Raw genomic sequence first — 19,236 nt, forward strand, 5'->3', positions numbered from 1 at the left:
GATCAGTGGACGACGGGCGGGCGGTCCTTCGTCGCCCTGCGCAGCCGCAGCAGCAGGAGGAGCGCCGAACCGGCGAAGAGGACAGCCGTGATCAGCAGCCAGCGGCCCAGGAAGCCGTCCGCCGGCGAACCGGTCGCCATCCGGTACCGCCGGTCCACCTGACCGCTGATCAGCGGGAACCAGACCAGCAGGAGCAACGCGGACAGTGCCGCCGGGACACGGACGTACATCGTCCGATCCCGGTGGCCGGCCGCGCCGAACACACGCACGACCCCGCGGTCCGCCGCCGCGTACAACGGCAGCAGCACCAGATCGTGCAGCAGAGCCGCCCCCACGAACCACAGGGCCACTCCGAGCCAGTCGTCGGCGAGCAGCCGCACGCCGGCATAGCCCGCGAGCGCGAACGAGCAGACGAGCAGCAGGAGCTGCAGCGGGCTTCCGACACCGGCGGGAATCCCGGGGGTTCCCGGGATTCCGAGGATCTTCCTCATCACAGGTCTCCGAACGTCATGCGGGCCACCCACTTGGTGTTGAGCACGCCCGGCGCGGCGGGCACGATGATCCGTGCCGGGTAGCCGTGGTCCGGGCTCAGGTCCTCGCCGTTGACCTGCAGGGCGAGCAGGGAGCGTGGGTCCGCCACCTGGTTGGCGCGCAGAGCCGCACGGCGGAAGGCGCCGTGCCGCTGGAGGGACTCGACGAGGACGTCCGGCGGACCGTCGTCGTGGCCGACGAGCGCCGCGAGGTCACGCAGCCGCACGCCGCGCCACCACTGGTCCGACGTCGACCAGCCCTCGACACAGGCGATGGGCAACGCCGCGCTGTGCAGCGGCATGTGGAGCAGTTCGGCCCGGCTCAGCCGGACCGTGCCCGTGCGCCCCGTGACGACCAGCCGCCACGCGTCCTCGTCCGTCTCCACCGCGGCGATGCCCGCGTAGGCGGCCGTCTTGTTGATCTGGAAGCCGTTCGGGCCGCTGCCCGGGTCGGCTCCGCCGTGCGGCGCGAGGAGGGCCGTGCGCCGCAGCGGCCCGTCGAAGCTCCGCCCCACTGTCGTGGCGAAGAGCAGCAGGGAGCCACCGCCGACGAACCACAGTGCCCCGCGCCGGGAGACGGTCGCGGCATCCGGTCGCGGAGACACCAAGTGCGTTTTTTCCGGGGTCTCCTGACTGCCTCTCATGCTTCGCAGGTTCCGTAGGGCGGTCGGCGTCTTCAGCACCGCGTGGGTGATGAACGCGGCGAAGAACACCCACGCGCCGTAGAAGTGCAGCGGATAGAAGGACCCCGGGAAGAGGTAGTCGAGCTGGACGTTGAGCACTCCGGTCACGAACTCGAACAGCGCGCCCCCGACCAGCAGCAGCAACGAGATCCGCTCCAGCGCGTGGGCGAGCGAGCGGGCCGGCGGCAGCGCGAACAGCTTCGGCACCACCGACCACAGCTTGGCCAGCAGCACGGGGATCAGGGTGACGCCCAGGGTGACATGGACACCCTGGGTGAGGCGGTACAGCCAGTGCGGGTCGGTGGGCCAGGCGAAGAGGTAGAAGCCGAGGATCCCCTTGTCCGGGGTCTTGTCGTTCACCGGTGACAGGCCGGGGTTGTAGGCGGCGTACGACGCAAGGCCCGTCACGAACAGCACGGTGATGCCGACGAGCAGGACGAGGCCGAGTACCGACGTGAACCGGGGACCGCGCAGCGGACTGCGCCAGAAACCGGGAGAGGTGGGAAGCCGTGGGGCATGGTCGCGCATGGCCCGACCGTAGGCAGGAAAGGGCCTCAGGAAGGGCCCGCGAACCATGACGAAACGCTGACGTCCGCGGGCGCGGCGGCCCGGAAAGGCTTCTGCCGCCCTAGCGTTCCCGTGTGATCCGCTCCCCTCTGCGCGACCTCGACCTGCGCGACCTCGTTCCACGCAAGCCGGCTCTGCGCGACCTGGCCGCAGCGTCGGCCGCCGTGTTCCTCGTCCTCGCCGCCGTGCTGATCGGCCGCCACATCGAGGAGACCGACCACACCCTCTTCGCCGACTGGCCGCCCCTGTGGGCGAGTTGGGGACCCCATACAGGCCCGGGCACCGTACCCGCGGTGGCCGTCGCACTCGGTGTCGTGGCGTACGGGCCCGTCCTCGCGGCGCGCCTGCCCTGGCGACCGCTGCTGGGCGCCTCCTGGGCCACCGCCATGGCCTGGATCTGGTCATTGGCCCTGATCGACGGATGGCACCGGGGCGTGGCCGTCCGGCTCACCACCCGCTACGAGTACCTCCAGGTCATCGACCGCTTCCACGACATCCCGGCCGCTCTGCGGGACTTCACCCAGCACATCCCGCTCGGCTCACCCGACCACTGGCCCCCTCATGTGGCCGGACATCCGCCCGCCGCTTCCCTCACCTTCGTCCTCCTCGACCGGATCGGGCTGAGCGGCGGCGGCTGGGCCGGGGTCTGGTGCATCACGGCCGGCGCCACCGCCTGCGTCGCCGTCCTGGTGACCGTGCGCAGGCTCGCCGACGAGGAACTGGCGCGGCGCGCGGCACCGTTCCTGGTGCTCGCGCCGGCCGCGGTGTGGCTGGGCACGTCGGCCGACGCGTACTTCGCCGCGGTCGCCGCCTGGTCGGTCGCGCTGTTCGCACTCGCCGTCACCGGACCGAGGGGCTCCCGCACCAGGCTCACGGCTTTCGGCTCCGGCCTGCTCTTCGGCCTGACCTGCTACCTCTCGTACGGACTGACGCTCGTCGCGGTGATCGGTGCGGGCGTGCTGTTCCTCGGACGGAGCCGTGTCCGGGCGCTCCCCTGCCTCGTCCACCGCCTCGCCTTCCTCGTCGCCGGTGTCGCTGTCGTCCCCGCGGTGTTCACGCTCGCCGGCTTCGACTGGTGGGAGGCGTACCGCCTGCTGGTCGATCGCTACTACGACGGCGCGGGCGGTATCCGGCCCTACGGCTACTGGGTGTGGGCGAACCTCGCGTGCACGGTCCTCATCACGGGCCTCGCGACGGCGGCCGGGCTCCGGCGGACCTGCGTCGCACTGGTCCGCGGACGCCACGGACTTCTGCCTCGCCGCGAGACCCGGAGGCCGGGGCACGGGGGCCGGCCGACCGACGCCGACCCCCCGAACACCGACACCGAGCACCCGAGGACGAGCCCCGAGATCCCTGGAACGGACCCAGAAACCCCGGGAGGGGACCCAGAGAACCCGAGGTCGAGCATCGGGATCCCCGGAACGGGCCCAGAGATCCCGGGAGCGGGCGCAGAGACCCCGAGGGCCGGCGCCGAGACCCGGCTCGCCCTGCTCGTGCTGTGCGGTCTGCTCGCTCTGCTCGCCGCCGACCTGTCCGGGATGAGCAAGGCCGAGACGGAGCGCATCTGGCTGCCCTTCGCGATGTGGCTGCTCCCCGCATGCGCGCTGCTCAGCCGCCCCCGGGCCTGGCTCTGCGCCCAGGCCGTCCTCGCCCTGCTCCTCAACCATCTGCTGCTCACGGGATGGTGACCGCGACGGCCCGGATCGTTCTTTTCCTCGCCTGCCGGCATCTTTTCCTTGCCTGCCGGGCAAAGAACCGCATTTTCAGGCGCGGGTGTGGCAGGTTGTACCTCAGCCGGGCCCGTCACTTCCCCCCGTAGTGGCGGGCCCGGCGTATGCGCGTCCGGCAGCGGGCTGAGGCCAGGTGACCGTGGTGCCGTCCACGAGCGGCCGTGTCAGGTCATTTCTCGTCGTGGTCCGGAGCGGGCGGCCAGGTGGGGCGGTGGGCCGCGGGCAGCTCCAGCAGGGCCAGTCCGACCGTACGGCGAACGGGCAACAGCTCTGTGCTGCCCGTCTGTACGAGCAGTTCCGAGAGCCTGCGGCCCGCTCCGGCCAGGATGAGCTTGCCGTCCAGACGTTTCAGCAGCCATCTGATCGCGAGCAGGCAGTTCAGCCCACGTGAATCGCAGAAGACGAGAGCTGTCACATCGAGTATCAGGTGCCGCCGCCCGGCATCGACGATGGCGGCGAGGGTGCCCAGGAAGTAGGCCTCACAGCTCTGGTCGAGTTCGCCGCTGATCCGCAGGACCGCGCAGTGGTCGCAGTCCGTCGTCTCGGTGATGGTCAGGCGGTGAGTCTGCGTGGACATCACACCTCCCGGTTCCGACGCCACGGGCGCCCTGTGGCGCTACACCCGTACGCGTGCGTGTGCCCCGCATTCGAGTGGGCAACGGCGTGAGGCGAAACTCTCCGCGAAGTGGATCACGACCGCCGTGGAGTGTTCTTGAGTCGGGTTCTCTGCCGTGATGTCCCGACGCCGGCCGCCGCGGCGGCGAGGAGACGGCGGAAGGTGGGGCATTCCGCGTGACTCGGCGCGGGACAGGCCGCGGCGTGCCGCAGCGAGTCCCGCAGGACGCCGAGTTCCCGGATCGTCCTGTCCAGCTCGTCCGCGCGGGCGACCAGCATCTGCCGGTCGACACGCGGTTGTCCGTCCGGCGCGAACATGCGGGCGATCTCGTCGAGCGAGAACCCGGCGGTGCGCCCCAGCGCGATCAGCGACAGACGCTCCAGTACGCCGGCGTCGTACTGGCGTCGCAGGCCCCGCCGGCCGGTCGGCGTGATCAGGCCCTTCTCCTCGTAGAACCGCAGGGTCGAGGCGGGAACGCCGGCGCGGTGCGCCACCTCGGTAATGTCCAGTTCCGTCATTCTCTTGACCTCAAGTCGACTTGAAGCAGCACGGTGTCATCCGCGTCCGGACGAGGCAAGCACAGGAGACGATCATGGACAGCACACGCGGGAACGACGACGAGCAGACGGCCCGCTGGAACGGGGCCTCCGGGAACGCCTGGGTCGAGGGCCGGACCGTGCTCGACGAGCTCTACAGGCCTTTCGAGGACCTTCTCCTCGAAGCGGTCGCCGCCGAGGGCGGGCGCCAGGTGCTCGACGTCGGCTGCGGTACCGGCAGCACCACGCTGGCCGTCGCACGGCGGCTCGGCGCGCAGGGGCGCTGCGTCGGTATCGATCTCTCCGAACCGATGGTCACGGTCGCCCGGGCGCGCGCCGAGCAGGAGAGCAGCCCTGCTTCGTTCGTTCTCGCCGACGCGCAGGACCACGCCTTCGAACCCGGCATCTTCGACATGGTGATCTCGCGCTTCGGTGTCATGTTCTTCAACGACTCGGTCAAGGCCTTCACCAATCTGCGGACCGCCGTGCGCGACGACGCCGGGCTCAGGGTCATCACATGGCGCGACCCCGCGGAGAATCCGTTCATGACGACGGCAGAACGCGCCGCGGCACCGTTCGTGCCGAACCTGCCCGCCCGCCGTCCCGACGAGCCCGGACAGTTCGCCTTCGCGGATCGGGACAGGGTCCGCCGCATCCTGGAGGAGAGCGGCTGGAGCGGGGTCGACATCCAACCGCTCGACGTCGTCTGCACCCTGCCCGAGAGCGAACTGGTCGACTTCTTCACCCGGTTCGGTCCGCTCGGCCTGGTCCTCGGCGAGGCGGACGAGCGGACCCGTGCGCACATCGTCGAGACGGTCCGCGCCGCGTTCGACCCGTACACGCAAGGTACGGAGGTCCGCTTCACCGCGGCCTGCTGGACGGTCGGCGCACGGGCGTAGGCCGTCGCTCCCACCTGGGTTCCGTATCGACCGCCACAGATGGGTCCACGACGATCCACAACTGGGCAACAGTCGTCCCGCTCGGTGGAATCACGGCGGTGAGGGGTGTGAGGCTGAAGCGCATGAAGTCTCGCAGCGCCTTGTCCGCTCTCGCCGTCTGCGCCGTCTGTGTCGTGCTCGCACCGCTCAGCGGATGCGGCGGCACCCCGAGCCGGGAGCCGTCGTCCTCCGACGGCGCGGCCGGCGGGACCTCGGCATCCGGAGTGCCCGGTGCGCCGGCGGAGAGCCGGCGACCGGTGTCCGGGAAGGGATCGAAGGACCCCGACGACATCAACGGGGACGGGTTCCGCGACCTCGTCGTGCCCGTCTCCGTCGGCGACGACCCGAACGATCCCGACGGCGACCAACGAGTCGCCGTCTTCTACGGATCGGCCAAGGGTCTCGATCCGTCGACCCGCACCGTCCACGGACGCCGTGACCTGGGCCTTCCCAAGTCCCCTGAGAGCCAGGTCGGCCCTGACAGTGTCTCCACCGAGTCGGTCGTCACCGCCGACCTGGACGGCGACGGCTTCCCGGACTTCGTCACGTCCGTCGCCGGCGAGACCGTGGACGACGGGCGGATCTCCGCCACGCGCACCGCCCCGTACGTGACCTGGGGCGGCCCCGACGGACCCGAGGCCAAGACCGGTGCGAGCGCGGTCCGGCTGCCGCAGAGCGTGTCGAAACTGGGCCTGGAGTCGGTCGTCCGCGGCGACTTCGACGGGGACGGGCACCACGACCTCGCGGCGCTCGCGTACAACCACTCGTCCCTGGTGCTGCTGTACGGCCCCTTCACGCGTGCCGGCGCACCTGCACGCACCGACACCGGCCTGCCGTGGAAGGAGGGCAACCTCTTCGCGGACGACATCGACCCGACGGGCGAGCCCCGCGCCACCTCCCTGCTGCTGCACGATCTGAGCGACGGTGAGCAGTCCGGCAACACCCTCTACCAGGCCCGCAGGGGCACGCCCCTCGCCGGGAGCGGAAAGCGGCTGCGCCCCGGCAACGCCCACGCGTTCGGTGACTTCGACGGCGACAGCCGACGTGACGTGGCGATCGGGGACGACGGCAGCCGCAACGACGAACCGGGTTTCGAGACCGAGGCGCCCGAGGTGGCCGGTTCCCTCGCGGTGTACCCCGGCAGCGGCGGCGCCCCTGTCGCGCACCAACTGCCCAAGATTCCAGAGGACTTGAGCACCTATTACGGGCCCGGCGGCTTCGCCTCGGCCGATCCGGACGGTGACGGCCGTGACGGCGTGCTGGTCGCCACGTACGAGGGGGCCACGCTCATCGACGGTGAGCGGCGCACGCCCGTGCTGCGCCGGGGTCCCGCGAAGGCGGACGGCGAGAAGACGCCCGCGAAGTGGCGGCACGCCCGGCCCTCCGGCGCCGCCGACTTCGACGCCGACGGCAAGGACGAGCTGATCCTCAACTGGGCGTCCGGCACGTTGTTCGGCCTCTACGGCCTGCACCCCACGCACTGGTGGATCACCGAAGGCACCACGTCCCGCGATCAGGCGACCTTCGCGACGACCGGCATCTAGGGCCTGTCGTCCGGTGCTACGTGCCGCGTTCGGCGGTCCAGGTGACGTGCGGGGGTACGATCCGGGCGCACAGGGGGCCGCCCTGGGCGTCGGTCAGGCCGAGGCGTGCCACCAGAACGCCCTCGCGGGCCGCCTCCGCGAGTACTTCCGCCGGGACCATGTCGAGCATGAGCTTGGCGCGGCGGAACATCGAGAAGACACCTGCCTCGTCGACCGTGCCCCAGGACAGGTAGACGAACCGCCGGCCCAGGCGGTCCTGCACGTAGGGGCCCTGCACATCGGTGCCGGTCGGCGTCTCCGTAGCGGTGCACTCCAGGGTCCAGGTCGCCGACTTGGCGTCCCCGGGGTGGGGTTCGAGCAGCTCCCCCGGCCGGTTGCGGCGCTGTACGGCCACACAGATGTCGCGGGGCTCTTCCGGGCCGTTGCGGCTGATGGGGACGGGGTGGGTACGGCCGGGGAGGTCGACGGCTTCGATACGGATGCGCATGGGGCCATCATGCCGCCGCCCACGGCGGCATGATGGCCCCCGGGCGTGCGGGCCATGGGGCCTGCGGGCCACCGGGCCTGCGGCCGCAACAGGACGGGCGGGCTCAGGTGTGTGTGGCGGTACGGGCTCGTCGTGGCTGGGCGCGCAGTTCCCCTCGCCCCCTCGGGGGCGCCGGTTCGGGGACGCCGGTTCGAGGGCGTCCCTTCACGTGGTGGGTGTCAGTTCATCGGGATGGCCAGGTACTGGTAGTCCAGGAACTCGTCGATGCCCACTCGGCCGCCCTCGCGGCCCAGGCCGGACTGTTTGACGCCGCCGAAGGGGGCCGCCGGGTTCGAGACCAGGCCGGTGTTGAGGCCGACCATGCCCACCTCCAGACGTTCACTGACCCGCAGGGCCCGGTCCAGGCCCTCGGTGAAGACGTAGCCGACCAGCCCCCAGGGCGTGTCGTTGGCCCGGCGGACCACCTCGTCCTCGTCGTCGAAGGTGAGGATGGCGGCGACCGGGCCGAAGATCTCCGTGTCCATCAGACGGCTGCCGCTGTCGACGTCGGCGAGCACGGTCGGCGGGTAGAAGCACCCCGGGCCCGCAGGGGTGCGGCCCCCGACGAGCACCCGGGCGCCGCGTTCCACCGCGTCGGCGACGAGGTCCTCGACCTTGGCCCGGCCCGCGCTGTCGATCAGCGGGCCCACGTCGACTCCGGCGCGCGTGCCGGGGCCGACCACAAGCGCTCCCATCCGCCGGGCGAGCCGCTGCCCGAACTCCTCGGCCACCGACCGGTGCACGAAGAAACGGTTGGCGGCGGTGCACGCCTCCCCCATGTTGCGCATCTTCGCGGTCATCGCGCCGTCCACGGCCTTGTCGAGGTCGGCGTCGTCGAAGACGACGAAGGGCGCGTTGCCGCCCAGCTCCATCGAGGTGCGGACGACAGCGTCCGCGCACTGCGCCAGCAGCAGCCGCCCGACCTGCGTGGAGCCGGTGAAGGACAGTTTGCGGATCCGCCCGCCACGCAGCAGCGGTTCGCAGACCTCGCCGGCGCGCGAGGTGGTGACGACGTTCAGGACGCCGTCCGGCAGCCCGGCCTCCTTGAGGATCGCGGCCAGCGCGAGGCTGGACAGCGGTGTCTGCGGCGCCGGCTTGAGCACCATCGTGCAGCCGGCCGCGATCGCCGGTCCGACCTTGCGGGCTCCCATGGCCAGCGGGAAGTTCCACGGGGTGATCAGCAGGCAGGGGCCGACCGGACGGCGGGAGAGCAGCATGCGGTTGCGCCCGTCGGGCAGCGTGCCGTAGCCGCCGTCGACGCGTACGGCCTCCTCGGAGAACCACCGGAAGAACTCGGCGGCGTACGCCACCTCTCCCCGGGCCTCGGCGAGCGGCTTGCCCATCTCGGCCGTCATCAGGTGCGCGAGCTCGTCGGTCCGTTCGAGGACGATCTCGTGCGCGCGGCGCAGGATCTCGCTGCGGGCCCGGGGTGCCGTACGGGCCCACGCCTCCTGTGCCCGGACGGCCGCGTCCTCGGCGAGCCTGGCCTCCTTGAGACCCGCGTCGGCGACATGGCAGAGGATCTCACCGGTCGCGGGGTCGTCGACGGGCATGGTGGCACCGTCCGCGGCGTCCACCCAGGCACCTCCGATGAACAACCGGTTCGGGGTGTCGGTCATGGTGTCACTCCTGGGTCGGTCGGCGGCGGGGTCGGACGGGCGACCGTACGGGTCTCGGTAGCGGGGCGGTCGGTCATCGGCCCGGAGCTCCCGCCGTACCCGCCTCCACCGCCGACTCCCAGGCACGCAGGCCCTCGTCCACCGCCGTCCCGTCGATCACGAGTGCCGGGATCATGCGCACGACCTGGTTCCAGGCACCGCACAGCAGCAGGAGCAGACCCTCGTCGACGGCGGCCCGCTGCACACGGGCGGCGGTCTCGGGGTCGGGGCCGCCGTCCTCGTCGACGAACTCGCTGGCCAGCATCAGTCCGAGGCCGCGGACGTCCCCGATGGCGGGCGTCCGGTCGGCCACCGCCTCAAGTCCCTGGCGCAGCCGTGCCCCCATGGCCTGCGAGTTCTCGACCAGCTTCTCGTCGCGTACGACGTCGAGGGTCGCGCAGGCCGCGGCGCACGCGACCGCGTTGGCGCCGTAGGTGCCGCCCTGCGAGCCGGGCCACGCCTTGGCCATCAGCTCCTCGGACGCGGCGATGCCGGACAGCGGGAACCCGCTGGCCAGCCCCTTGGCGGTGACCAGGATGTCGGGTGTGACACCGAAGTGGTCGTGCCCCCAGAACCGGCCGGTGCGGCCCACTCCCGTCTGCACCTCGTCCAGGATCAGCAGGAAGCCGTGCCGGTCGGCGCGTTCGCGCAGGCCTTCCATGAAGGCGCGGGTCGCGGGCACGTAGCCGCCCTCGCCGAGCACCGGCTCGACGATGACCGCGGCCGTGTCGGCGGGTGAGGAGATCGTCTGGAGCGTGTAGTCGAGCTCCTGGAGGGCGAAGCGGGTGGCCGCCTCCTCGTCCCAGCCGTACCGGTAGGCAGTCGGGAACGGCGTGACGACCACACCGCTCATCAACGGGGAGAACCCGGAACGGAATCGGGTGCCGGACGTCGTCATCGCGGCGGCGGCCACGGTCCGGCCGTGGAATCCGCCGTGGCAGACCAGCACGTTGGGGCGGCCGGTGGCCTGCCGGGCCAGCCGCAGCGCGGCCTCCACCGCCTCGCTCCCGGAGTTCGTGAAGAAAAGGCTGTCGAGGCCGGCGGGCAGCACCTCGCCGAGCTTGTCGACGAGCCGGCGCAGCGGTTGGTGCATGACCGTCGTGTACTGGCCGTGGACGAGCCTGCCCACCTGCTCCTGGGCGGCTTCGACCACCCTCGGGTGGCAGTGCCCGGTGCTGGTGACTCCGATGCCCGCGGTGAAGTCCAGATAGCGGCGGCCGTCCTCACCGAAGAGGTGGACGCCCTCGCCCCTGACGGCCACCACGGGAGTGGCCTGGCGAAGGTGCGGCGACAGTGCGGTCATGTTCGTCTCCCGGCCGTGCGTTGTCGGCTACGTCGTCCACCTCGGTGCTCCGGCATCTCGATGCTTCGAGACCGCGGTACCCCGGCGTTCCGAGCATCTCGACCGGGACGGGAGGCGACAACGCGTGAACTGTCCAACGCGGCCGTGGGGTTCGGACGTTGTGTCAACCGGCCGGGGTCCGGCGCGCCCTCCATGGCCTCCGCGACGGCCGTCGGCCCTCTGTCGCGCAGGTCAGCCACGCTTGTCACAGTGTCCGGGCGGGCAGGGACGCACCATGAGCGAGTACGCCGAAACGCCACGGCCGTCCACGGCCGGGGAGCCGGGCACCGCCCCCGCGGGCCGCGCGCTCACCGTCGCCGACGTCCTGGCCCTCCCCGTCCTGGCCGCGGGACAGCCGGAGGTGGTCGCCGGGGTGACCCGCCTCGACCGGCCGGTCCGCTGGGTCCACATCACCGAACTGACCGACCCCGCCTCCTTCCTCAAGGGCGGCGAACTCGTCCTCACCACCGGCATGCCCCTGCCCGAGGACCCGGCGGGCGTACGCCGATATGTCGACGAACTCGCCGACGTCGGGGCCGCGGCCCTGGTCATCGAACTCGTACGGCGCTACCACCGCCCGCCCGGCCCGCTCATCCAGGCGTGCCGCGCCCGTGGCCTGCCGCTCGTCACCCTGGCCAAGGACGTCAACTTCCTGGAGGTCACCCAGGTCGTCCACACCCTCATCCTCGGCAGTCAGGCGGACGCCGTGCGCCGGACCCAGCGCATCCACGAGGCGTTCACCGCCCTGACGCTGCGCGGCGCCGGACCCGAGGACGTCGTACGCGCGGCGGCGGAGATGAGCGGGCGCACGGTCGTCCTGGAGAACCTGGTGCACCAGGCGCTGATCTGCGAGCCGTCGGGCAGCACGGTGGACGAGGCGCTGACCGGCTGGGAACAGCGTTCCAGGGCGACCCGTCACGAGCCGTCCCTCCGGGCCGCCCACCCGGAGGTCGGCGGCCCGGAGGGCTGGCTCGTGGCCCCGGTGGAGTACCAGGGCGAACGCTGGGGACGCGTGGCCATGCTGCCGCCCCCGCCCGGCCTGCCGACCTCGACGGCCTCCACCACATCCACGGCTTCGGCAGGCTCGACGGCCTCAGTGGTGTCCGCCTCCACGACTTCCACGGCCTCGGCGGTGTTCGTGCCGGAGGACGTCACCGTCCTGGAGCGGACGGCGACGGCCCTCACGATCGCCCGCCTCATCCACGCCACGCCCTGGGAGCGCACGGCGCACCGAAGCGCGCTGCGCGACCTCGCCGAGCAGCGCCACCACTCCCCCGCGGACGCCCGCGCGCGCCTCGCCGCGCTGGGCCTGCCCACCGAGGGCGGTGTGTTCCTCGCTGTCCTCACGGTCCTGTCGGATGCCCGGGCCCCGGACGGCACCGCCGGCCTGGAGGCCCGCCTCTCCCACGAGTTGCGGGCGACGGGCGTTCCCGCGCTGGTCGGCACGCTGGCCCCCGCCCGTCTCGGCATCCTGCTGGCCCTGCGCCCCTCCCAGCCCTGGCGGCCCACGGTCGAACAACTGGGCCGCATCGCGCTGGAGTCGGACCCGCATGCCGTCATGAGCACCGGTTCCGAGGTAACGGACCTGGCCCAGGCCGCCCGTTCGTTCCGCGAGGCGTCCCGCGTCGCCGAAGCCACCCCTCCGGGCCAGCCCCTGCCCGCGGGCAGGTCGTACCACGAGCTGTCCGACATCGGGCTGCGCCGCCTCCTGTACGCGCTGCGCGAGGACACCCGTATCCAGGAGTACACCGAGTGCCGGCTCGGCCGGCTCATCGACCACGACGCCCGGCACGGCACCGAACTCCTGACGACGCTGCGCCACTATCTGGACGCCGCCGGCAGCAAGACCGGCGCCGCCCGGCTCGGCGGGCTGTCCCGGGAGACCGTCTACCAGCGTCTGCGCACCATCGAGCGGCTGCTCGACTGCGACCTCGAATCCGGCGGGCGACGCACCGAACTGCACGTGGCCCTCACCGTCCTCGACGTCCTGCGGGACGGCGGAGAGGCGACCTGAGTCGCGGCTCCGCCGCCCCGCACCGCCTGGTTCTACTTGTGGCCGCGGAGTCGTGCGCGCAGCAGGTTGGGGTCGGTGGCCGTGGAGTAGGCGGCGCTGAGCACGTAGACCTCCTTGCCGCGCAGCGCCACGGAGCTGGGGTTCTGCAGTCCGTCGGCGGTGTCCAGGACGGTGGTCCGGGTGCCGTCGGTCCTGAGGAGCACGACCCTGTTGGTGGTGTTGAGCGTGGCCAGGACGTCGTCGCCGTGTCCGGTGAAGGCGAAGTCGTCGATTCCTACCAGGTCCGGGTTCGACGCCTTGACCTGCGGGGTGCCCGCGCGGTTTCCCGGGCGGATCGCAATGCGCAGGAGGGTGCCCCGGTCGAGGTTGGTCACCCAGAGCGCGCCGTCGTGCACCTTCGCTCCGTTGACTCCGAGGAAGCCGGTCGAGGCGAGTTCGGGTGCGGTGGACCAGGCGGTGGGGGTACCGCCGGTGACGGGGACGGTCCACACCGTGCCGAGCACCGAGTCGGTGATGTAGAGCCGCTTGCCGTGCTCGTCCAGTGCCAGCCCGTTGGGCAGACCGTCCGCGGGCAGTGCGGCGATGCGCTGCGGGGCCTGCCCCGGGCGCAGCCGCCACAGCCCTGTCAGGTCGGCGGTTCCCGTCGCGTACAGCACGTACAGGGTGCCGTCCGGGGTGCGGGCGATTCCGGTGGCCAGCGGGAAGCCGAGGGCAGGGGTGTGGACTCCGCCGTCGGCGGGTGCGGGCAGCGTCGCCAGGACGCGGGTCGCGCCCCGCGGGCTCACCTGGGCCACCTGACGGCTCGCGGCGAAGGTGACGGCCGCGGTGCCGTCGGGCGACAGGGCTATGTTCTCCGGCAGTTGTCCCGAGGACACGTCGAAGTGGGTGGCGATCCGCACGTCGGTCAGCGGTTCGCGGACGGGGTGGGTGGGCGTGGCCCCCGCCGGTACGGCCGAGGCGAGGGTGGCCGCGGCCACCGCGACGGCCGCCATGAGCGTCTTGATACGTCGGTTCGACATGGATCCTTCTCTGGTTTCTTCTCTGGTTTCTTCTCTGGTTCTTCTCTGGTTCTTCTCTGGTTCTTCGCTGGTTCTTGCTGATTTCGGGCATGCGGCAGCCGCGGGGCGGCGCCGGGGTCCACGGGGCGCCTCGAAGAGAGGTCGCGAGTCAGGCGGTGGTGGGTCGGGTGATGGAGTGTCAGACGGTGCGGGTCTCGGCGCCGTGGTGGGGCCGGACCTCTTCCCTCGGTGCGGTGGCATGGGCGAGCAGTGCCAGTGCCGCCGCGGCCGGGGAGTCCTGGTCGGCGGTGGCCACCACCAAGGACGGCCCGTCCCCCTGTGGGCTCTGCAGCGTCTGCTGGGTGACGGTCAGCGTCCCGACCAGGGGATGGCGCATCTCGTAGTCGGCGACATCGCAGGCCAGCACCCGGTGGTCGGCCCACATCGTGGCGAACTCCCGGCTGTGCACGGTCAGTTCACCGATCAGTGCAGCCAGCAGTGGATCGTCCGGGTGCCGCCCGGCCATCAGCCGCAGATTGCCCACGACGGCCCGGGCCTTGGCGGGCCAGTCGGCATACAGGTCGCGGGTGTGCGCGTCCAGGAACACCAGCCTGGCCATGTTCGGCCGCCGCCGCGGATCGTCGGGGCCGACCGGATCGAGATGGCCTGCGAACAGCCCGTGCCCCGGACGGTTCCAGGCCAGGACGTCACTGCGGCGGCCGACGACGAGGGCGGGGGTGCCGCCGACAGCTGCCAGCAGGGCCCTCGTCGCCGGGGTGATGCGCTCGGTACGCGACCGGGTGCCGGGTCCGCCGTGCCTGCGCGCACCGGCCAGGGTGTGCAGATGGGCCCGCTCGGAGTCGTCCAGTCGCAGGGCGCTCGCCACCGCGTCGAGCACCTCACGGGAGGCGTTGCGTGACTGGCCCTGCTCCAGGCGCGTGTAGTAGGGCGCGCTGATGCCCGCGAGCATCGCGAGTTCCTCCCGCCGCAGCCCCGGCACGCGGCGCCGCTCGCCGTAGGTCCGCAACCCCACGTCCTCGGGCCGCAGTTGACTCCGGCGTGCCTGGAGGAACTCGGCGAGGTGCCCGTCGTGCTTGTTCATGTCACCGAGTATGCGGACCGCCGCCGGTCGGCGCCTCACCCCGCTGGGGTAGGGATCGGCGGGGTCTGGCTACAGGCCCGCCAGCACCCGGTCCGGGGTCAGGGGCAGTTCGCGGTGGCGGACGCCCGTCGCGTGGTGGACGGCGTTGCCGATGGCGGCGGCCGTGCCCACGATGCCGATCTCGCCGATGCCCTTGCTGCCCATCGGGTTGAGATGGGGGTCGTCCTCGTCGATCCAGTGCGCCTCGATGTCCGGGACGTCGGCATGGGCCGGGACGTGATAGGCGGCGAGGTCGGACTCCACGAAGGCGCCGGACGCGGCGTCCATGGTGCTGCCCTCGGTCAGCGCCATGCCCAGGCCCATGGTCATGGCGCCGATGAACTGGGAGCGGGCGGTGCGGGCGTTGAGGATGCGTCCGGCGGCGTACACGCCCAGGAGGCGGCGTACGCGGACCTCCCCGGTCACCGTGTCGACGGTGACCTCGGCGAAGTGGGCGCCGAAGGCGTGCCGGGAGAAAGGGCTGTCGGCGTCGGCGGTGCCCGCCGTGTCGGCGTGCGCCCGGAGTCCCGAGTCCGGCAGGGGTCCCGTGTGTCCGGCCAGGCTCGCCGCCAGTCGCGTACACGCCTCGTGGACGGCCCAGCCCCAGGAGGCCGTACCCGACGAACCGCCGGCCAGTGGCGCGGAGGGCAGGTCGCTGTTGCCGACCTCGGCGTGTACGCGGTCCAGGGGGACGCCGAGTGTGTCGGCGGCGATCTGGGCGAGGACGGTGCGGGCGCCGGTGCCGATGTCCGTGGCGTTGATCCGGACGGTGAAGGTGCCGTCGGGACTCGCGTGAGCCGTCGCCTGCGCCGGGCTGGCCATCACCGGGTACGTGGCGGAGGCCACTCCCGTGCCGACGAGGAGCGGGCCCTCGCGGCGGGACCGGGGGCGGGGGTCGCGCCCGGCCCAGTCGAAGCGCCTAGCGCCTTCCCGCAGGCAGTCGACGAGGTGGCGGCTGCTGAACGGTTTGCCGCTGTCGGGTTCGGTGTCCGGCTCGTTGGTGACGCGCAGTTCCACGGGGTCCAGGCCGGCCTCGACGGCGAGTTCGTCCATGGCCGACTCCAGGGCGTACATGCCCGGTGCCTCGCCGGGCGCGCGCATCCAGGACGGGCTGGGCACGTCCAGCGGCACCACCCGGTGGGAGGTCAGCCGGTGGGGCGCCGCGTACATGATCCGGCCGGGTACGGCGGCCTGCTCCACGAACTCCTTGACGCGGGAGGTGTGGGTGGTGACCTCGTGGAGGAACGAGGTGAGGGTCCCGTCCGCGGTGGCGCCGAGGCGGAGCCGGTGCAGGGTGGGCGCCCGGTGGCCGACGACCTCGGCCATGAACCGCCGAGGCAGTGCGAGGGTGACGGGACGGCCGGTCTCCCGCGCCGCCATCACGGCGAGCACCACATGAGGGCGCGGGGTGCCCTTGGACCCGAAGCCGCCGCCGACGTGTTCGCTGATGACGGTGACGTCGTCCTCGGAGAGCCGGAACAGCGACGCCAGGGTGGCGCGTACGGTCGTGGCGCCCTGGCTGGAGTCGTGCACGACAAGTCTGCCGTCGGTCCAGCGGGCGGTGGCCGCGTGCGGCTCCATGGGGTGGTTGTGCAGCGGCGGGACACGGTAGTGACTGTCGACGCGCACCTCCGAGGCCGTGAACGCGCCCTCGGGGTCGCCCTGTTCGCGGTGTGCGGGGAAACCGCCGTTGGCCTCTTCGGGCGCGTAGGCCTCGGGGTGGTCGTCGGTCAGGGTGACGTCGTGTTCCTCGACGTCGTACTCGACACGGACCGCGGCGGCGCCCGCGCGGGCCGCCTCCAGTGTCTCGGCGACGACCAGGGCGACGAACCAGCCGTGGTGCGGCACACGCGCGTCCTGCAGGACGGAGAGCGTGGGGTCGTCCGCGGGGGCGAGCCGAGGGGCGTTGTCGTGGCTGAGCACCTTGAGGACCCCGGGCAGGGCCAGGGCGGCATTCGCGTCGACGGTACGGACCGTCCCGCGGGCGATCCCGGCGCGCACCGGCCAGGCATGGACGCGGCCGGGGTCGGTCTGTTCGGCGGCGTAGCGAGCGCTGCCGGTGACCTTGTCCCGGCCCTCCCGGCGCTCGGCGGGCGCGCCCAGCGCGGTGCCGGTGTCGGCCATGACTGCTCCTTCTGCTGGTGTCGTTCAGGCGCTGACTTGCCGGTGCCCGTTCAGGCGCCGGGTCGCAGGTGTCCGGTCAGGTGCTGGTGGGCGGCGCGAGCCGTTGCAGGGCGTCGACGGCGAGGTTGCGGGCCAGCCGGACCTTGTATCCGTTGTCGCGCAGCGGCTGGGCCGCGGCGAGTTCGAGGTCCGCGGCCCGCTCGAACGCCGCCGTCGTGGGGGCGGCCCCCAGCAGTGCCTCTTCCGCGAGCCGGGCCCGCCAGGGACGGTGGGCCAGCCCTCCGAAGGCGATGCCGACGTGCCGGACGACGCCGCCCTCCACACCGAGCACCGCGGCGACGGAGGCGAGGGCGAAGGCGTACGACGCCCGGTCACGTGCCTTGCGGTACAGCGAGGGCAGCCCGGCCGGGGCTCCCGGCACGACCACACCGGTGATCAGCTCACCGGGGCGGATCACCGTGTCCTGTTCGGGGCGGTCCCCGGGCAGCCGGTGGAACTCGGCGACGGGAACCGTCCGCGACCCGTCGGCCCCGTACAGCTCGACACGCGCGTCCAGGGCGGCCAGCGCCACGGCCATGTCCGACGGATGGGTGGCGATGCACTGCGGGGAGTACCCGAGCACCGCGTGGTCTCGGTGTACGCCGTCCCGGGCGCCGCAACCGGAGCCGGGAACACGCTTGTTGCAGGGCTGGTCCGTGTCCTGGAAGTAGGGGCAGCGGGTGCGCTGGAGCAGGTTGCCGCCGGTGGTGGCCGCGTTGCGGAGCTGTCCGGAGGCCCCGGCCAGGAGTGCCTGGGAGAGCGCCGGATACCGGTCGCGGACCATGGGGTGGGCGGCGAGGTCGCTGTTGCGGACCGTGGCGCCGATCCGCAGGGATCCGTCGGGCAGTTCGTCCACCGTGTCGAGGGGCAGCCTGCTGACGTCGACGAGGGTGGAAGGTTCCTCCACGCCGAGTTTCATCAGGTCCACGAGGTTGGTGCCGCCGCCGAGGTAGCGGGCGCCGGGGTGGGCCGCGTACAGCTCGGCCGCCTCCTCGACACTGGCGGCACGCGCGTAGCCGAAGGGCTTCACCGGATCACGTCCTCGACGGCTCGCACGATGTTCGGATAGGCGCCGCAGCGGCAGAGGTTGCCGCTGAGCCGCTCGCGGATCTCGTCGGGGCCCAGCGGGACGGGCCGCCCGGACGCTGCCGCTGGGTCCGTCACGTGGGAGGGGTGACCCGACTCGGCCTCGGCGATCGCGCCGACGGCGCTGCAGAGCTGTCCCGGCGTGCAGTAGCCGCACTGGAAGGCGTCGCGGTCGATGAAGGCCCGCTGCAGCGGGTGCGGCTCCTCGCCCTGTCCGCCGTCGCCGCCGTCACCGGCGGCGAGTCCCTCCACCGTCGTGATGTCGCACCCGTCCTGGGCCACCGCGGGCAGCAGACAGCCGTTGACCCGGCGGCCGTCCACCAGGACCGTGCAGGCTCCGCACTGGCCGTGGTCGCAGCCCTTCTTCGCTCCGGTGAGGTGGAGCTGCTCGCGCAGTACGTCCAGCAGGACGGAGCGGTGGTCGACGGTGAGCGTGTGCGGTGCGCCGTTCACCCGCAGCAGCACCTCGGAGTGGTGGCGGTCGGGTGGCCCGGGGGTGCCGCGCTCGGGGCTCGGAACTTCGCTGCTCATGTGTCCAGGCTGCGGCCCGCCACGCGTTCCCGCACGCCGGAGCCCGGCGGGACGGGCCGCCCGGACGCTGCCGCGGGGTCCGTCACGTGGGAAGGGTGACCCGACTCGGCCTCGGCGATCGCGCCCACTTCGTCAGCCGCCGGCGGCGGCCGTGACCGTCGCCGGGTCCTCGCCGGTCAGCTCCACGACGCGGTGCGGCGGTACGCCCGCGGCCAGTGCCCGCCCGATCAGGCCGTCCCGGCCGTCCGTGATGTCGCGATAGGACAGCAGCTGCTCCTCGATCCGCGCGATCGCCTCCGGGCCGGTCCGCCGGCGTACCCGGCTCAGTTCCTCGTCGCTCAGCGGCACCGGCAGCCGTTCCGCGCTCTCGGGCACGGAGCCCGTCTCCTCCGGCGGCAGCAGGCGCAGTTCCGGGGCGGTGGGTGTGCTGCCCTGCGCGTCCAGCCACGCTCGTACGGCGGGGGTCTCCATGCAGGCGAGTTCGCCGACGGCGGCCGGGGACACACCGAGCCGCACGGACGCGTCGTCGAGCAGGAACAGATAGGCGTCGTCGGTCATCCTCGGCTCCTTCTCAACGGGGTCCGGTCGGCGTCCCGCCGACCGGTCGGCATCCCTCTACCCCGCCGCGTCCGG

Annotated in this window: 17 protein-coding genes; 4 read left to right on the forward strand and 13 right to left on the reverse strand. The window is 72.4% G+C overall.

What is annotated here, in order from left to right; genetic code table 11:
• Positions 1-2: 2 nt before the first annotated feature.
• Positions 3-491 (reverse strand): hypothetical protein, encoded by a 489-nt coding sequence (locus OHS59_RS44470; RefSeq protein WP_443061381.1) that lies wholly within the window; start codon positions 489-491, stop codon positions 3-5.
• Positions 491-1,741, reverse strand: a complete 1,251-nt coding sequence (locus tag OHS59_RS04805) for a molybdopterin-dependent oxidoreductase (protein WP_328492137.1) — start codon at positions 1,739-1,741, stop codon at positions 491-493. The genes OHS59_RS44470 and OHS59_RS04805 overlap by 1 nt, the downstream gene beginning before the upstream one ends.
• Before the next feature lie 116 nt (positions 1,742-1,857).
• On the opposite strand from OHS59_RS04805, the gene OHS59_RS04810 reads away from it, so the two are divergent.
• Positions 1,858-3,468, forward strand: a complete 1,611-nt coding sequence (locus tag OHS59_RS04810; protein WP_328499052.1) for a hypothetical protein — start codon at positions 1,858-1,860, stop codon at positions 3,466-3,468.
• Between the two features lie 211 nt (positions 3,469-3,679).
• Here OHS59_RS04810 and OHS59_RS04815 read toward each other — a convergent pair whose 3' ends face one another.
• Both OHS59_RS04815 and OHS59_RS04820 read right to left on the reverse strand, forming a co-directional pair.
• Positions 3,680-4,087, reverse strand: coding sequence for an STAS domain-containing protein (locus OHS59_RS04815; protein WP_328492138.1), 408 nt, complete (start codon positions 4,085-4,087; stop codon positions 3,680-3,682).
• Positions 4,088-4,200: 113 nt separating this feature from the next.
• A complete protein-coding gene (locus OHS59_RS04820) occupies positions 4,201-4,644 on the reverse strand; it encodes a helix-turn-helix domain-containing protein (RefSeq protein ID WP_328492139.1) in 444 nt (147 codons plus the stop codon).
• Positions 4,645-4,718: 74 nt separating this feature from the next.
• Between OHS59_RS04820 and OHS59_RS04825 the strand changes: the two genes are divergently transcribed.
• Together OHS59_RS04825 and OHS59_RS04830 are read left to right on the forward strand one after the other, a co-directional pair.
• Positions 4,719-5,561, forward strand: a complete 843-nt coding sequence (locus OHS59_RS04825; protein WP_328492140.1) for a class I SAM-dependent methyltransferase — start codon at positions 4,719-4,721, stop codon at positions 5,559-5,561.
• 122 nt (positions 5,562-5,683) lie between these two features.
• The gene (locus tag OHS59_RS04830; protein WP_328492141.1) at positions 5,684-7,144 is read left to right on the forward strand and encodes an FG-GAP repeat domain-containing protein; all 1,461 of its coding nucleotides are present in this window, start codon (positions 5,684-5,686) and stop codon (positions 7,142-7,144) included.
• Positions 7,145-7,160: 16 nt separating this feature from the next.
• Here OHS59_RS04830 and OHS59_RS04835 read toward each other — a convergent pair whose 3' ends face one another.
• The 3 genes from OHS59_RS04835 to OHS59_RS04845 all read right to left on the reverse strand — a co-directional run bounded on the left by OHS59_RS04835 (position 7,161) and on the right by OHS59_RS04845 (position 10,631).
• Positions 7,161-7,631 carry a DUF5990 family protein gene (locus OHS59_RS04835; protein ID WP_328492142.1) on the reverse strand — a complete coding sequence of 157 codons (471 nt, stop codon included), beginning with the start codon at positions 7,629-7,631 and terminating at the stop codon, positions 7,161-7,163.
• A gap of 218 nt (positions 7,632-7,849) precedes the next feature.
• On the reverse strand, positions 7,850-9,289 hold the full coding sequence (locus OHS59_RS04840) for an NAD-dependent succinate-semialdehyde dehydrogenase (protein ID WP_328492143.1): 1,440 nt from the start codon (positions 9,287-9,289) through the stop codon (positions 7,850-7,852).
• Positions 9,290-9,362: 73 nt separating this feature from the next.
• Positions 9,363-10,631, reverse strand: coding sequence for an aspartate aminotransferase family protein (locus OHS59_RS04845; protein ID WP_328492144.1), 1,269 nt, complete (start codon positions 10,629-10,631; stop codon positions 9,363-9,365).
• A 274-nt stretch (positions 10,632-10,905) separates the two neighbouring features.
• On the opposite strand from OHS59_RS04845, the gene OHS59_RS04850 reads away from it, so the two are divergent.
• Complete coding sequence (locus OHS59_RS04850) at positions 10,906-12,684, forward strand: PucR family transcriptional regulator (RefSeq protein WP_328492145.1); 1,779 nt, start codon at positions 10,906-10,908, stop codon at positions 12,682-12,684.
• Positions 12,685-12,716: 32 nt separating this feature from the next.
• On the opposite strand, the gene OHS59_RS04855 is transcribed toward OHS59_RS04850, so the two are convergent.
• The 6 genes from OHS59_RS04855 to OHS59_RS04880 form a co-directional block, all read right to left on the reverse strand.
• The gene (locus OHS59_RS04855) at positions 12,717-13,703 is read right to left on the reverse strand and encodes an SMP-30/gluconolactonase/LRE family protein (protein WP_328492146.1); all 987 of its coding nucleotides are present in this window, start codon (positions 13,701-13,703) and stop codon (positions 12,717-12,719) included.
• A gap of 178 nt (positions 13,704-13,881) precedes the next feature.
• The gene (locus OHS59_RS04860) at positions 13,882-14,784 is read right to left on the reverse strand and encodes a helix-turn-helix domain-containing protein (protein ID WP_328492147.1); all 903 of its coding nucleotides are present in this window, start codon (positions 14,782-14,784) and stop codon (positions 13,882-13,884) included.
• Between the two features lie 69 nt (positions 14,785-14,853).
• Positions 14,854-16,947, reverse strand: a complete 2,094-nt coding sequence (locus OHS59_RS04865) for a xanthine dehydrogenase family protein molybdopterin-binding subunit (protein ID WP_328492148.1) — start codon at positions 16,945-16,947, stop codon at positions 14,854-14,856.
• A 76-nt stretch (positions 16,948-17,023) separates the two neighbouring features.
• A complete protein-coding gene (locus tag OHS59_RS04870; protein ID WP_328492149.1) occupies positions 17,024-18,016 on the reverse strand; it encodes an FAD binding domain-containing protein in 993 nt (330 codons plus the stop codon).
• Complete coding sequence (locus OHS59_RS04875; RefSeq protein WP_328492150.1) at positions 18,013-18,603, reverse strand: 2Fe-2S iron-sulfur cluster-binding protein; 591 nt, start codon at positions 18,601-18,603, stop codon at positions 18,013-18,015. The genes OHS59_RS04870 and OHS59_RS04875 overlap by 4 nt, the downstream gene beginning before the upstream one ends.
• Before the next feature lie 132 nt (positions 18,604-18,735).
• On the reverse strand, positions 18,736-19,161 hold the full coding sequence (locus OHS59_RS04880; protein WP_328492151.1) for a DUF6003 family protein: 426 nt from the start codon (positions 19,159-19,161) through the stop codon (positions 18,736-18,738).
• Positions 19,162-19,236 lie beyond the last annotated feature (75 nt).

The organism is Streptomyces sp. NBC_00414 (assembly GCF_036038375.1).
In the GTDB taxonomy this organism is placed as follows: Bacteria; Actinomycetota; Actinomycetes; order Streptomycetales; family Streptomycetaceae; genus Streptomyces.